A 14,052-nucleotide genomic window follows, 5' to 3' on the forward strand; every position below is an offset into this window, starting at 1 on the left:
CTCCCCCGACGGGGGCGGCGCCCGGCCCTTCCCCATGGCGCGGGACCGTGCCTGAGGTCTCAGGCCAGCTCGAAGGCCAGGCGTTCCGTGCCGTCGTGGACGGTGACCGTGCCGCGGGGCGAGAGGCCCTGGGCGGCGAGGGCGCGGAGCATGGGGGCGTTGTCCCGGTGGGTGTCGACGCGCACGTGGGGGTTCTCGGAGCGGGCCTGCTCCACGGCGGCGGCAAGGACCCCGCGGGCCGACCCGTCGGACGCCACGCGGTGCAGCGTGACATAGGGCGAGGCGTCGAGCCACTCGCCGTCGATGGAGGCGTAGGAGGGCTCGTCGCCCAGGCAGACGGCGAAGCACCCGCAGACGCGGCCGCCCTCCTCCGTCACCCAGAGGCGCCCCGCAAAGACGTCCTCCGCCACGAGCGCGGCCGGGGGCCACGAAGAGCCCCACTGCCCGGGGTTCCCCGAGGCTGCCATGAACCGCCGTGCGGCGGCGTAGACGGCCAGACAGGCGGGGATGTCGGCCTCGGTGGCCGGACGGCGGGCGAGCACCACCTAGAGCTCCGAGTAGAGCTCGTCCACGGCCTTGCGGCGCCCGTGCTGCTCGGCCGGGGCCGCGTCGGGCGCGGGGTAGCCGATGGGGAACAGGGCCACGAGGTCGTAGCCGGCCGTCTCGGGCAGAGCCACCTGGAGCGCGGGGGCGTCGAAGCAGGCCACCCATGTGCTGCCGAGGCCGAGGTCGGAGGCGGCGAGCATCATCTGGGTCGCGGCGATGGAGGCGTCCACGCCGGCGAAGTTGGCCGAGTCGTACCGGCGGGTCCACGCCTCGTCGGCCTTGGCGCCCACAAGCAGGAACTCCGGCGCGCCGAAGGTGAACCGGCAATTCCCCTCGACAGCGGCGCGGGCCTCCTCGGAGGCGATCCGCCACACGTGGAACGGCTGGCGGTTCACGGCCGTGGGGGCCACGCGTGCCGCCTCCACGACGGCGGCGAGCTTCTCGGGCTCGACGGCCCGAGAGCCGTCGAAGGCGCGGCACGAGTACCGGGCGCGGACGAGGTCGGTGTACTCCATGGCGAAGCCTTTCTCGCGGGGCCCCGGCCGGGCGGCCGTCAGGCCTCGGGGATGTGGGGGCCGCCGGCCTCTGCGATGTCGGCCATGTCGGGGAACCGGCGGTCGAAGTTCTCCTTGAACATGATAGCCAGCTCGAGGGCGCAGCGGTCGTAGGCGCAGCCGTCCACCCAGGTGCTCCGGGGGTCGAGGATACGCGGCTCCACGCCGGGGCAGGACAGCGGGACGTCGAGGTTGAAGAGGTCGTTGTGCACGAACGTCGCCTCCTCGATGGAGCCGTCGAGCACTGCGTCGACGATGGCGCGGGTGGCACCGAGGTCGATGCGGTGGCCCGTGCCGTAGGGGCCGCCGGTCCAACCGGTGTTCACGAGGTAGCAGCGCACCTGGTGGCGGCCGATCTTCTCACCGAGCTTGCGAGCGTAAACCTCGGGGGCCAGCGGCATGAACGGCTCGCCGAACATGGAGGAGAACGTGGGATACGGCTCCTCGACGCCCTCCTCGGTGCCGGCCACCTTGGAGGTGAATCCGGTGAGGAAGTGGTACTTGGCTCCCTCGGGGGTGAGGCGCGAGACCGGGGGCAGCACCCCGAAGGCGTCGGCCGTGAGGAAGATGACGACGTCGGGGATGCCGTCCACACCGGTGAGCAGGGCGTTCTTGACGTACTCCACGGGATAGGACACGCGGGTGTTCTCGGTGACGGAGTCGTCCATGTAGTCGGGCTTGCGCGTGAGCGGGTTCAGCACCACGTTCTCGCAGAGGGTGCCGAACCGGATGGCGTCCCAGATCTCGGGCTCGCGGTTGCGGGTGAGGCCGATGGTCTTGGCGTAGCAGCCACCCTCGATGTTGAAAACGCCCTCGCGGCACCACGCGTGCTCGTCGTCGCCGATGAGCTGGCGGCGCGGGTCGGCCGAGAGGGTGGTCTTTCCGGTGCCCGAGAGGCCGAAGAACACGGCGCTGGAGTTGGTGGCGGGGTCGACGTTGGCCGAGCAGTGCATGGTGAGGACGTCGTCCTCCACCGGCAGCAGGTAGTTCATGACCGAGAAGACGGCCTTCTTGATCTCTCCCGAGTAGCCGGTGCCGGCCACGAGCACCACGCGCTCCTCGAAGTTGATGACGACGGCCGCCTCGGAGTTGGTGCCGTGGACCTTGGGGTCGCACTTGAAGCTGGGGCACGCCAGGACCACGAAGTCCGGGTCGCCGTAGCGCCAGAGCTCGAAGCGGTTGGGGCGTACGAGCATCTGTTTGACGAAGAGCGCCTGGTGGGCCTCCTCGGCCACCACCATGAACTTGCGGCTGTGGGGGCGCCGGGCGCCGGCGAGGCCGCGGATGACGAACGGGTCGCGCTCGCTCAGGCGCTCGCAGATGCCGCGCTTGATGCGGCGGTAGTGCTCCTCGGAGATGGGGCGGTTGACCTCTCCCCAGCAGATGGCGGAGCGCTGGGCCTCGGTGTCCACGATGAAGCGGTCCTTGGGCGAGCGGCCGCAGCGGTCGCCCGTGCGCACGACGAGGGAGCCCGTGGACGCGAGCTCGCCCTCCTTGCGGACGAGCGCCTCCTCCACCAGCTGGGTCACGGAGAGGTCCCAGTGGACGTCCTCCTCCTGGACGCGGATGCCGTAGGCGGAAAGTCGCTCGTCGAACATGGGACCTCCTCGGGTACGCGGCGGCCCGGCCGCGGCACAGGGCCGGGACCGGGTCTCGACGACGGGGATCGGAAAACAACGCGAACGAAACGGCGCGCTGTCGTCGTGTTTCACGGGCTATCGAGCCACCGTAACACAGTCTGAACGAATCTATCTTGCCCCATGGGACCGAGGGGCGCCATAGTTGGGATGTTAAATCTTGGGACGGGGCGCGGCCCCGGGAGGGAGGCGCCGTGGAGCCGTCGTCAGCGACCGTCGCGGCCTACAGCCCGTGCGGGTCCACCGCCGCGGTGTGCCGGGCCGTCGCCGAGGGTACGGGGCTCGCCTGGGACGAGCGCGACCTCGCGCGGGGCACGCGGCCCGAGCCCGTGGACCCGGGCACCCTCGTGGTGCTCGGGGCGCCGGTGGCCGGAGGCGCCGTGCCGGCCCTGGGGCTGGAGCGCCTCGGGCGCGTGCACACGGCGTTCTCCCCCTGCGTCCTCGTGTGCGCCTACGGGGACCGCGACCCGGGCCACGGGCTCCACGACCTCGAGGCCATCGCGCCGGGCCTCGGGCTCGTCCCCGTGGCGGCCGTGCTCGCTCCGGTGCGCCACGTCATGGTCCCCGCCCTCGGCGCCGGCCGGCCCACGGCAGACGACCTCGCCGCCTACCGCTCGTTCGGCGCCGCCGTCGCCTCCGCGCTCCGGGACGCCGGCGGGCTCTTCGACCTCGCTCCCCCGCCGCTCCCGCCCGCCTCCTGCCCCCGCGAGCGCCTCGAGCTCGGGTTCACGGCCGAGTGCGACCCGGCTGCCTGCGTGGGGTGCGGGGCCTGCGCCGGCGCGTGCCCCGCTGGCTGCATCCCCGCCGACGAGCCCTACCTCACCGACACCGCCCGCTGCGACGGCTGCATGGCCTGCATCGGGGTGTGCCCCGTGCGGGCGCGGTCCCTCTCGGACCCGGCCCGGCTCGCCGCCGTGCGGGAGCGCTGCACCGCGGGGTGGGAGGGGCCGCACCGCCCGCGGCTCGTCATGGGGGCCTAGGCGCCGGCCGCCGGCGAGAGCGGGACGACCCGGGCCCCGAGACGGGCCGCCTCCTCGGGCCCGTGCACGAGGAAGACGACGGCGCGCGTGCGAGCGGCCCCGCGCACCGCGGCGGCGACGGAGTCCCGGGCGCCGGCGTCCAGCCCCGAGAAGGGCTCGTCGAGGACGAGGGGGCCCGCGGGGGCGGCCAGGGCCCGGGCCAGGGCCACGCGGCGGCGCTGGCCGCCGGAGAGCCCCCGGACCGGGCGGCCGAGGCAGCCCTCGGGAAGGAGCCGCCCCAGCACGGAGCGGGCCTCCGCCGCGTCGCCGCAGACGAGCGCCACGTTCTCCTCGGCGGTGAGGCCGTCCACGAGGTCGGTGCCCTGCGTGAGCAGGCCGAGGGGGGCGTCGGGCCCGCACTCTCCCGCCGACGGCCCGAGCCACCCGCACCAGGCGGCGGCGAGGCTGGACTTGCCCGCCCCGGACGGCCCCACCACGGCCACGGGGTCACCCGGCGCCGCCTCGAGGGTGACCGGCGCCGCGACGGGCACCCCGCCGTGGGAGACCTCGAGCCCGCGGGCCCACAGCACGGTGCCGGGCTCCCGGGCAGCCGGGCCCCGGCGCACGGCCAGGGACACGGCGAGGCGCCGGGCCCAGGGCACCGACGCGGCCACGAGGGCCGTGACGAGGCGCTCGGATACCGCCGCGCAGGCCACGACCGTGACGGTCCACGCCATGAGGGCGGGGGTGTCGAGCAGGAGCTTGGCCTGGTAGACCTGGGCGCCCAGGGTGGTGCCGGACAGGGCGATGAGCTCGGCGGCGACACCGGCCTTCCACGCCATGCCCACCGTCACGCGGGAGGTCGCCGCGAGGTAGGGCTGGAGGCCGGGCCAGGAGCAGGCAAGGAGCCTCGACCCGCGGCCCACGCCCATGACGGCGAGGGCGCGCTCGACGGTGCGGTCGCGGGCGCCGAGCCCCTCGAGGGCCGAGAAGTAGTAGGCCGGGAGCACGACCATGGCCACGCACGCCATGCCGACGCCGGCGGAGCCCACCCAGAGCAGCAGGATCACCACGAGGCACGCCACGGGGACGGCCTTGAGGGCCAGCATGGGCGGCTCGAGAGCCACGCGCACCCCGGGGCGGCGCGAGGCGGCAGCCCCCATAAGGCAGCCGAGGGCGGCGGACCCGAGGAAGCCCAGGGCCACATGAAGCGCCGAGAGCCCCACGGAGCCCCAGTAGGCCCCGGTGGACGCAAGCGACACGAGGGAGGCGGCGGCGTCGACGGGGCCGCTGAGCAGGAGGGGCCGGCCCACGGCCCAAGCCGCGAGCTGCCACAGGGCGAGCCAGCCGAGGACGGCGGCCGCCCGGGCCCGACGCGCGGCGGCGGGGCCGTGCGCGGGCGCCGGGCGGCCGCCGTTCGGGGACGTGGAGGCCATCTAGTCGAGCCAGTAGAAGTCGTCCTCGGGCATGCCGCCGCCCACCGACGCGGGGTCGGCGTCGAAGAGCACCGAGAGGTAGCCGGACAGGGCGTCCCTCATCCCCTGGCCGGTGACGCAGGCGAGCCCGCAGTGCGGGATGGCCTTCTCGGCGAGGGCCTCGTTGTCCACGACGCCCTTCTCAACGGCCACCTCGGCGGCCGAGGCCGGGTCGGCGAGCACGGCCTCGACGGACGCCTTCTGGGCGTCGACGAAGGAGCGGACCTCGTCGGGGTGCTCGGCGAGGAACTCCGCGCGCACCACGGTGACGCCGGTCACGAGCTCCGAGCCCTCGGGCGCCACGGCCTTCCAGGCGTCGCCGAGGCCGAAGGCGGTGCGGGCGCCGGACACCTTGGAGAGGGCCGCGGTGGCGTAGGGCTGGGGCAGCACGGCGACGGCGGAGGGGTCGGCCGCCAGCGCGGCAACGACCTCGGTGGCCTCGCTCTTGTACTCGAGGGTCACCTGGTCGGCCACGCCGGCCTTGGAGAGCAGGTACTCCATCACGTACTGGGGCGTGGCGCCCTTGCCGGTGAGGTAGACCGTGCGCCCGGCAAGGGACGCGACGTCGGTGACGCTGGCATCGGCCGTGACGCACTCGAGCACCGAGAGCGTGTTGATGTCGACGGCCTGCACCTCGCCGTCGGTCTTCTGGTAGAGCACGGCGGCCACGTTGGCGGGCACGAGGGCGACGTCCACGTCGCCGGCCACGACCTTCTTGACCACCTCGTCGGCGGTGCCCACGACGTCAAAGGAGCAGGGCACGGGGGCGTCGCCGGCGTCGGCCCTGTCCATGAGGTCGAGGAGGCCTATGGAGGTGGGGCCCTTCATGGACGCCACGCGAACGGTGACGGGCGCCTTCCCCGCGTCGTCGGCGGGGGCGGCGGTGTCGGCGGGGCCGCAGGCGGCGAGGCCACAGACGGCGAACAGGGCGAGGGCGGCGGCGATGGCGGCCGCCCGGAAGCGCTTCTTGACCATGGGGTTCCTTGTCTCTCAGGTGGATGTCAGCCCTCGTCGTGCGGGAAGACGATGCCCTCGCGCAGGCGGACGGTGTCCATGATGCCGATCACGGCCAGGGTGTTCTCGTTGAGGCGCTCCAGGGAGAGCTCGCCGCGGCAGGCGGCCAGGAAGTCGGCGACCTCGAACTCCATGTTGCCCACCTCGTGGTCGGTCCGGTTCTTCCGCCCGGGGACCGGGAGCACCTGGCTCGAGCCGTCGCCGTAGAAGACCTCGATGCGTCTGGGCTGGGGCACGCTGTCGACGATCATGGTGCCCTTCTCCCCCTCGATCTGGGCCGGGAGGCGGTCGTCGGTGACCTTGGAGTACGACACCGTGGCCACGGCGTCGGGGTAGTCGAAGAGCACGGTGCCGCAGAGGTCGATGGTGCCGCCGTCGCCCGTGACGTCGACGGTGTCGGCGAAGCACATGAGGTCGTCCGGCTCGCCGAGCATGAGTACGAGGGCGTTCAGCGGGTAGATGCCGATGTCCATGAGGGCGCCCGTAGCGAAGGCGGGGTCGAAGATGTTGGTCTGCTCCCCGGCGAGCACCTTGTCGTAGCGGCTGGAGTACTTGCCGTAGGGGAAGCTGGCCCTGCGGAGGGTGCCGAGGAAGTGGAGGTTCTCGGCCACGACACGCCAGGCGGGGTCGTGCACGAGGCGCATGGCCTCCATGGCCACGACGCCCTTCTCCCTGGCGGCCTCGAACACGCGCCTCGCCTCGGCCCGGGTGGTGCCGAGGGGCTTCTCCACGAGGACGTGCTTGCCGCCCCCGATCATCTTGAGGGCCTGCTCGGCGTGGAGCAGGTTGGGGCTCGCGATGTAGACGGCGTCCACGGAGTCGTCGGCCGCGAGGGCGTCGAGGCTGTCCCAGGCCCTGTCCGCGCCGTGGGCGCGCGACCACTCCTCCGCCTTCTCGAGGGAGCGGGAGTAGGCGCCTGCGAAGGTGATACCGTCGACGAGCCCCACGGCCTCCAGGAACTGGCCGGTGATCATGGACGTGCCGATGGTGGCGATCCTGAGGTCTTCCATCGCCTTCCTTTCTTGGTAAATGACTAAAAGCCATTGTCTCACGACCGGCGCCCGTGGTAGGACGGGAACGGGCGCCCACCGGGGGCGCCGTTTCCGAGAGGAGCGTGCCGTGGGCGCAACCACCGTCATCGCAAGCGACAACCTCAGGGCGGCCGTCGACTCCGAGGGGGCGCAGCTCCTGTCGCTCGCCCTCGACGGCCGTGAGTACCTCTGGCGGGGCGACGGGCGGTGGTGGCCCCGCCGCGCCCCGGTGCTGTTCCCCATCGTGGGCGCGCTCCGCGGCGACCGCTGCACCACCCAGCAGGGGCCCGCGACCATGGCGCAGCACGGCATCGCCCGCACCCACGAGCACGAGGTCGTGGACGTCCGGCCCGCCTCCGTCACGTTCCGCCTCACCGACGACGAGGGCACGCGGGGGCAGTGGCCCTACGCCTTTTCCCTCTCCATGACCTACGCCGTCGGGGACGGGGCGCTGGCCCAGACTTTCTCGGTGGAGAACACCGGCGACGTGCCCATGCCCTTCCAGCTGGGCGGCCACCCCGCCTTCAACGTGCCGCTGGAGCCAGGCTCCGGCGAGGCGTTCGAGGACTGGGTGCTCGAGTTCGCCGAGCCCTGGACCTACGAGGCGCCGGTCATCCACGACCGCCTCATCGACTGGTCCGACCGCGTGGCGGTCGTCGACGACGAGGCCGTGCTGCCCCTCTCCCACCGGCTGTTCGACCGCGACGCCATCGTGCTCCAGGACGTGCCCGGCCGCACCGTGCGCCTGGAGGGCACCAGGTCGGGCCACGGCGTCGAGGTGAACTTCCCCGGCTTCAAGTACTGCGGCATCTGGTCGGCCGCCGGCGACGCCCCCTTCGTGGCCGTGGAGCCCTGGACGGGCACGGCCACGGGTACCGACGAGGGCGACGCCATGGAGGGGAAGCGCGGCGTGACCCTGCTCGCCCCCGGCGGGACCTTCGAGCGCACCTTCACCGTGCGCCCGTTCTAGCCCCCCCCCCGGGGGGGGAAGGCGCGGCACGTAGAAGGGCGCGGCACACAGAGGGCGCCCGCGGCCGGTGGCGGCTGCGGGCGCCCTCGTCACAGGCGTCTTCGTGGGTATATCGGGAGCGCCGGCGGCCGCCCGGCCTCTACGGGCGGCTCACCACGAGGCGCATGGAGCCCTCAAGGAAGAGCGTGGGAACCGTAGAGGGGGCGATGAAGTTGGAGCCCGCCTTGACGGCGTGGCCGTTGGCCGTGCCCTCGCCGGCGATAACCGACACGCACAGGAACGGGGCGTCCTCGGCGAGCTCGAGGGAGCCATCCACGTCCACGGTCTCCACGGTGTAGTCCTCGTTGCTCTCGAGCACGGCCACGCCGCGGTCGTCCGCCACGACGTCCACCTCGCCGGAGGCGGGGGCCACGACGCCGTAGTCCACGACGTCGCAGGACCTGTCGATGTGGAGCTCGCGCTTGGTGCCGTCCTCGGTGACGCGGTCGTAGTCGTAGAGGCGGTAGGTGACGTCGCTCGACTGCTGGGTCTCGAGGATCATCGTGCCGTGCTTGATGGCGTGCACCGTGCCCGGGTCGATCTGGAAGAAGTCGCCCTTGTGGATGGGCAGCTCGTTGAGGAGCTCGTCCCAGCGGCCGGCGTCCACCATGGCGCGGAACTCCTCGGGGTCCTTGGCGTTCTGGCCCACGATGATGGTGGCGTCGGGCTCGCAGTCGAGGACGTACCAGCACTCGCGCTTGCCGAGGCTGCCGTTCTCGTGCTCGGCGGCGTAGGCGTCGTCGGGGTGGATCTGCACGGAGAGGTCGCCCTCGGCGTCGAGGATCTTGATGAGGAGCGGGAAGCGGTCGCCCTCCATGGAGCCGAAGGCCTCGCGGTGCCCGTCCCAGACCTCGGAGAGGTGCATGCCGTCGTACTCCCCGCCCACCACGACGCAGTCGCCGTGGGGGTGCGCGCTGATGGCCCAGCACTCGCCGATGGGGCCGTCGGGGATGTCGTAGCCGAACTCGGTGGCGAGGCGCCGGCCGCCCCAGATTTTCTCGTGGAAGACGGGCTCGAGGAAGATGAGGTCGGCCATGGTGCGCTCCTTCGGGTGAGGCTCTGCGGGCACCCCCACTTTAACCCCCGTCGCGGCCGCGGGCGCGCCCCGGCGGGAAAGGCCACGGTCCGCACGCAATGAGGGCTATCATTGAGGGGCTTTGATATGTCGACCGTCGAGGAGGGACATGCCGCTCAAATACCTGTTTGTGGCCGACGACATAGAGTCCAAGATCCGGAGCGGCGAGTTCAAGCCCCAGCGGCGCCTCCCCTCGTGCGACGAGCTGTGCGAGACCTACGACGTGAGCCGCATCACCGTGCGCAAGGCCATGGACGTGCTCTACGACCGCGGCCTCGTGATCAAGCGCAGGGGGTCGGGCACCTACGTCAAGGACGTGGACCCCGAGGACTCCGCGCCCCTCGACCAGCTCGTGCAGGGCTACTCCGAGAGCGCGCGGGAGCTCGGAGCCTCCGTGGACACCCAGATCCTCACCTTCGAGGTGTGCGGGGCCGAGGGGGTTGTCGCCGAGCGGCTCCGCGTGCCCGAGGGGACGCCGGTCTACCACATCGAGCGCGTCCGCTCCATCGACGGCAGCCGCGGTGCGGTGGCCTACACCTGGATCCCCGTCAAGACGGTCCCCAACCTCACCAAGCAGCAAGCCGCACAGTCCATCTACCGCCACGTGGAGGTGGGGCTCGGCCTCACGGTCTCCTCCACGCACCGTTCCATCCGCGCGGTGATGCCGAACCTCAACGAGCGCATCTGGCTCTCCCTGCCCTCCGAGGTGCCCATCCTCGAGATCGACCAGGTGAGCTTCCTGTCAGACGGCAGGCTGTTCGAGTACACGGTCCTCCACCACGACACCCGCGACTGGAGCTTCCGCTGCGTCGACACCAAATAGACGGTGAGGCCCCGGGCGAAGGACGGCGGCGGAGAGGAAAGGGGGCGCCCGCGACCCGACCGGTCGCGGGCGCCCCCTGTTCACACAGCCGGGACGATGCGGGGCGGCCGCCCTAGGCCAGCTTCTCCTGGACGTCGAGGGCGATCATGAGCTCCTCGTTGGTGGGCACCACAAGGACGCGGATGGCGGAGTCGGCCGCGGAGATCTCGCGGACCTCGTCGCTGCGCACGGCGTTCTTGGCGTCGTCGATCCTGACGCCCATCCACCCGAGCTTGGCGCAGATGCGAGCGCGCGCGTCGTCGGAGTTCTCGCCGATGCCGGCGGAGAAGGCGATGGTGTCGAAGCCCTCCATGGCCTCGGCCATCTCGAGGATGAGCTGGGCGGAGCGGTAGGCGAACATGTCGAGCGCGACCTCGGCCTTCTCGTCACCCTTAGCGGCGGCCTCCTCGATGTCGCGGGAGTCGCTGGAGATGCCGGAGAGGGCGAGCAGGCCCGACTGCTTGTTCATCATGGTGTCGACCTCGTCGACGGTGTAGCCGCCCTCGCGCTGCAGGTAGAAGACCGTGGCGGGGTCGAGGGTGCCGCAGCGGGTGCCCATGATGAGGCCGTCGAGGGGCGTGAGGCCCATGGTGGTCTCGACGGAGTGGCCGTCCTCGACGGCACAGAGGGAGGCGCCGGAGCCGAGGTGGCACGACACGAGCTTGTGGCAGGCGCCGTCCGTGAACTCCTGCACGGCGCGCCAGATGAAGCGGTGGGAGGTGCCGTGGGCGCCGTACTTGCGGATGTGCAGGCTGTCCACCACGTCGCGCGGCAGGGCGTAGCGCCAGGCGCGCTCGGGCATGTTGTAGTGGAAGGCGGTGTCGGGCACGATCACGTTGCCGAGGGAGGGGTACAGCTCGCGGCAGATCTCCACGACGTCGGCCTCGGCGTAGTTGTGGAGGGGGGCCAGCGGGGCGACCTCGCGGACCTTGGCGAGCACCTCGTCGTCCACCACGGCGGACTCGGGGAAGTACCAGCCGCCCTGGACCACGCGGTGGCCGATGCCGTCCACCGGCAGCCCGAGGCCGTCGATGATCTCGAAGACGTGCTTGACCGCGGTCTTGTGGTCGGGGAGGTCGACGACGAGCCGCTCCTTCTCACCGCCGCGCTCCTGGTGGCCGATGAACGACCCGTCGATGCCGATGCGCTCGCAGTTTCCCTTGGCGAAGACCTCGCCGGTGTCTACGTCGAGCAGCTGGTACTTGAGGGAAGAGCTGCCGGCATTGATGACCAGTACGTTCATGGACGTCCTCCTCTGGGGGCCCGGGGCCCGCTCTCGTGGAAACGCCGGCCCTTGTGGGCCGGCGTCAGACAAGTGTACACGCTTGACCGCGAATGGGAGACAGGTTCAGCCCTCGCCCACCAGCACGTCGTAGGCCACACCGGCGCCCGTGCCCACGCAGTCGTGGCACCCGAGCAGCACGGGGCCGCCGGTGCGCCCCTTGATCAGGGCGCAGGTGACGGAGCCCACGGCGTCCCGGTAGCGGCCGAGGAGCTCCCTGCCCACGGCGTAAGTGGCCGCCTTGGAGTCGGGGGCATCGAGGCGGCGCGTGGAGCCGACGAGGCCGGAGACCACGCAGGCGCCGGATATGGCCCCGCACGTGCCGCCCATGTCGCCCATGCCGAGCCCGAGGCCCTCGCAGGCGGCGAACAGCTGGGCCTCGTCGAGGTCGACGGCGCCGCCGAGGGCCTCGGCCAGGGCGCAGGCCACGGCCTGGGCGCAGTTGTAGCCCCCCGTGTGGAGCTCGAGGGCGCGCGCCACCGTCTCCTCGCGGGTCATCGGCCGCCCTCGCAGACGGCGAGGGACTCCCCCAGCGGGGCGCCGCCCAGGACGTGGATGTGGGCGTGAGGCACCGTCTGCCCGGCGTCGGCGCCGGTGTTGGCGATGCAGCGGAAGCCGGTGGCGTCGACGCCGGTGGTGCGGGCCACCTCGGCCACCGCGTCGAACATGGCCTTGAGGGTCTCCGCCGGCACGCCGTCGGTCACGGACCCGTAGTGGGCCTTGGGGATCACGAGCACATGCACCGGCGCCTGGGGCGAGAGGTCCTTGAAGGCACACACGAGGTCGTCCTCGTACACCTTCTCGGCCGGGATCTCCCCCGCGGCGATCTTGCAGAAGACGCAGTCCTCCATGGGTTCCTCCTCTGGATGGGGTCCGGGCTAGAAGAGCGGGCCGTCGGCGCCGTAGGGGGGCCGGGCCGCCGGCTGCGGGGCCGCGGCGCCCTGGGCGCCCGCGGGGGCCTGCTGGGGCTGGGTGGCGTCGAAGAGCACGGAGACCTGCTGCTGGGCGCTCGCGAGGCGCCCGCGGAGGCTCGTGAGGAGCTCGACGCCGCGCGCGTAGGCGCCGAGGGCCTCCTCGAGCTCGAGGTCGCCGCGCTCGAGCGACGAGACGATCTGCTCGAGCTCGACGGAGGCCTGCTTGAACGTGAGCTGGTCCACCGGGGTGGGCTCTGCCATGGGTGGCTCCTTCCGCTGTGGGTTACCGGGTGGTGGGTGCGGGCGTGCAGGCCGCGACCGTGGCCGTGAACGAGCCGTCCGACACCGAGACGTCGACGCTGTCGCCGGGCGAGAGCGAGGCTACCGAGCTCGCCACCGCGCCGTCCGGGCCGCGCACGATGGCGTAGCCGCGGGCGATGACCTTGAGGGGCGAGAGGGCCTCGAGGGAGGCCGCCATGCGCCTCACGGCCTCCTCGCCGCGACGGGTCACGGACGGGGCCGCGCGGCCGAGCCGCCCGGAGAGCGACTCGAGCGCGGCCAAGGAGGGCGCGGTGACCGCGGAGGCGGCCCGGCCGAGGCGCGAGCCCTGGACGTCGAGGGACGCCCCATGGGACCTGAGCAGGCCCTCCATGGCCCCCGCGAGGTCGTCGGCCATGAGCTCCACCGTGGCCCGCCGGGCGTCCACCACGGCCTCGGGGCCCGAGAGCACCGGCCGGGCCGCAAGGGCCTCCACCCGCGCGGCCTCGAGGGAGAGACGCGCGCCCAGGGCCTGGCCCATGCGGCCGGCAAGGACGTCGAGGGCGCGGGACTCCCCCTCCAGGCGGTGGGAGAAGGAGGAGGCGAGGCGCTGGCCCCAGCGGTCCAGGGCGGCCGTGAGCGACACGGTGTCGGGCGCCACGGACTCGGCGGCGGCGGTAGGGGTGGAGCAGCTGCGGTCCGCCACGTCGTCCGCGATGGAGTGGTCGGGCTCGTGGCCGATGCCCGTGACCACCGGGACGGGGCACGCGGCCACGGCGCGGGCCACCGACTCGTCGTTGAAGGCCATGAGGTCCTCGAAGGAGCCGCCCCCGCGCACGAGCAGCACGGCGTCGGGCGCGGAGGCCGCGGCCGCCCGCAGGCCCTCGACGATGGTGGCCGGGGCGTCGGGGCCCTGCACGGAGCAACCCACGACGTCGATACGCACGAGGGGGTTGCGGCGGGCCAGCGTGCGCTTGACGTCGTCGATGACGGCGCCGGAGAGCGAGGTCACCACGCACACGCGCTCGCAGAAGGAGGGCACGGGGCGCTTGCGCGCGGGGTCCATGAGGCCCTCGGCCTCGAGGCGCCGGGCGAGCTCGGCCACCCGCTGGCGGAGTAGCCCCTCCCCCGCCAGGGAGAGGCGCCGGGCCACGAAGCTCAGGCGGCCCGAGCGCTCGTACACCTGGAACGATCCGCTCATGGTCACCTCGAGGCCGTCGCGCAGCTGCACGCCGGAGCCCTGGTAGACGCCACGCCACACGATGACGTCCATGGCGGCCGACTCGTCCTTGACCGAGAAGTAGCAGTGGCCGCTGCGGGCGTTGGGGCCGCGGAAGCCGCTGACCTCGCCGATGACCTGGATCTGGGGGATGTCCTCGACGGTGCGCCTGGCGAGCCCGACGGCCGCCGACACCGAGAGGGGGCGAACCGCCACC

The 14,052-nt window shown here is 72.6% G+C and carries 15 protein-coding genes; 3 read left to right on the top strand and 12 right to left on the bottom strand.

The window, feature by feature from the left end; genetic code table 11:
• Window positions 1–59: 59 nt before the first annotated feature.
• From OR600_RS05720 to pckA, 3 genes are read right to left on the bottom strand one after another with little or no spacing between them, the layout of a single operon-like run.
• Complete coding sequence (locus OR600_RS05720) at window positions 60–545, bottom strand: GNAT family N-acetyltransferase (RefSeq protein ID WP_135977254.1); 486 nt, start codon at window positions 543–545, stop codon at window positions 60–62.
• Entirely contained in the window at window positions 546–1,061 is a 516-nt protein-coding gene (locus OR600_RS05725; RefSeq protein WP_265590804.1) for a nitroreductase family protein, read from the bottom strand.
• 38 nt (window positions 1,062–1,099) lie between these two features.
• Window positions 1,100–2,698 (bottom strand): phosphoenolpyruvate carboxykinase (ATP), encoded by a 1,599-nt coding sequence (gene pckA / locus OR600_RS05730; protein WP_265590805.1) that lies wholly within the window; start codon window positions 2,696–2,698, stop codon window positions 1,100–1,102.
• A 233-nt stretch (window positions 2,699–2,931) separates the two neighbouring features.
• Between pckA and OR600_RS05735 the strand changes: the two genes are divergently transcribed.
• Complete coding sequence (locus tag OR600_RS05735; RefSeq protein ID WP_251173220.1) at window positions 2,932–3,717, top strand: 4Fe-4S binding protein; 786 nt, start codon at window positions 2,932–2,934, stop codon at window positions 3,715–3,717.
• On the opposite strand, the gene OR600_RS05740 is transcribed toward OR600_RS05735, so the two are convergent.
• Genes OR600_RS05740 through OR600_RS05750 form a run of 3 tightly spaced genes read right to left on the bottom strand, consistent with a single transcriptional unit; the run spans window position 3,714 to window position 7,195 of the window.
• Entirely contained in the window at window positions 3,714–5,132 is a 1,419-nt protein-coding gene (locus OR600_RS05740) for an ATP-binding cassette domain-containing protein (protein WP_265590806.1), read from the bottom strand. The genes OR600_RS05735 and OR600_RS05740 overlap by 4 nt on opposite strands.
• Window positions 5,133–6,146: an ABC transporter substrate-binding protein gene (locus tag OR600_RS05745; protein WP_135977249.1), complete on the bottom strand. Its 1,014-nt coding sequence runs from the start codon at window positions 6,144–6,146 to the stop codon at window positions 5,133–5,135.
• 26 nt (window positions 6,147–6,172) lie between these two features.
• Complete coding sequence (locus OR600_RS05750; RefSeq protein WP_168353969.1) at window positions 6,173–7,195, bottom strand: Gfo/Idh/MocA family protein; 1,023 nt, start codon at window positions 7,193–7,195, stop codon at window positions 6,173–6,175.
• A 109-nt stretch (window positions 7,196–7,304) separates the two neighbouring features.
• On the opposite strand from OR600_RS05750, the gene OR600_RS05755 reads away from it, so the two are divergent.
• Window positions 7,305–8,186 carry an aldose 1-epimerase family protein gene (locus OR600_RS05755; protein WP_265590807.1) on the top strand — a complete coding sequence of 294 codons (882 nt, stop codon included), beginning with the start codon at window positions 7,305–7,307 and terminating at the stop codon, window positions 8,184–8,186.
• 139 nt (window positions 8,187–8,325) lie between these two features.
• On the opposite strand, the gene OR600_RS05760 is transcribed toward OR600_RS05755, so the two are convergent.
• Window positions 8,326–9,261: a type I phosphomannose isomerase catalytic subunit gene (locus OR600_RS05760; RefSeq protein ID WP_135977246.1), complete on the bottom strand. Its 936-nt coding sequence runs from the start codon at window positions 9,259–9,261 to the stop codon at window positions 8,326–8,328.
• Between the two features lie 148 nt (window positions 9,262–9,409).
• Here OR600_RS05760 and OR600_RS05765 point away from each other — a divergent pair, with 148 nt between their 5' ends.
• On the top strand, window positions 9,410–10,123 hold the full coding sequence (locus OR600_RS05765; RefSeq protein WP_135977245.1) for a GntR family transcriptional regulator: 714 nt from the start codon (window positions 9,410–9,412) through the stop codon (window positions 10,121–10,123).
• Between the two features lie 112 nt (window positions 10,124–10,235).
• Here the strand turns inward: OR600_RS05765 and OR600_RS05770 are convergent, their stop codons facing one another.
• The 5 genes from OR600_RS05770 to xseA all read right to left on the bottom strand — a co-directional run bounded on the left by OR600_RS05770 (window position 10,236) and on the right by xseA (window position 14,051).
• Window positions 10,236–11,405: an acetate/propionate family kinase gene (locus OR600_RS05770; RefSeq protein WP_265590808.1), complete on the bottom strand. Its 1,170-nt coding sequence runs from the start codon at window positions 11,403–11,405 to the stop codon at window positions 10,236–10,238.
• A 105-nt stretch (window positions 11,406–11,510) separates the two neighbouring features.
• Window positions 11,511–11,942 (bottom strand): C-GCAxxG-C-C family protein, encoded by a 432-nt coding sequence (locus OR600_RS05775; RefSeq protein ID WP_135977243.1) that lies wholly within the window; start codon window positions 11,940–11,942, stop codon window positions 11,511–11,513.
• Entirely contained in the window at window positions 11,939–12,295 is a 357-nt protein-coding gene (locus OR600_RS05780; protein WP_265590809.1) for a histidine triad nucleotide-binding protein, read from the bottom strand. The genes OR600_RS05775 and OR600_RS05780 overlap by 4 nt, the downstream gene beginning before the upstream one ends.
• A 27-nt stretch (window positions 12,296–12,322) precedes the next feature.
• Complete coding sequence (xseB, locus tag OR600_RS05785) at window positions 12,323–12,619, bottom strand: exodeoxyribonuclease VII small subunit (protein ID WP_135977241.1); 297 nt, start codon at window positions 12,617–12,619, stop codon at window positions 12,323–12,325.
• A gap of 22 nt (window positions 12,620–12,641) precedes the next feature.
• Window positions 12,642–14,051 carry an exodeoxyribonuclease VII large subunit gene (gene xseA, locus OR600_RS05790; protein WP_265590810.1) on the bottom strand — a complete coding sequence of 470 codons (1,410 nt, stop codon included), beginning with the start codon at window positions 14,049–14,051 and terminating at the stop codon, window positions 12,642–12,644.
• Window position 14,052: the final 1 nt, after the last annotated feature.

Source organism: Granulimonas faecalis (genome assembly GCF_022834715.1).
In the GTDB taxonomy this organism is placed as follows: Bacteria; Actinomycetota; Coriobacteriia; order Coriobacteriales; family Atopobiaceae; genus Granulimonas; species Granulimonas faecalis.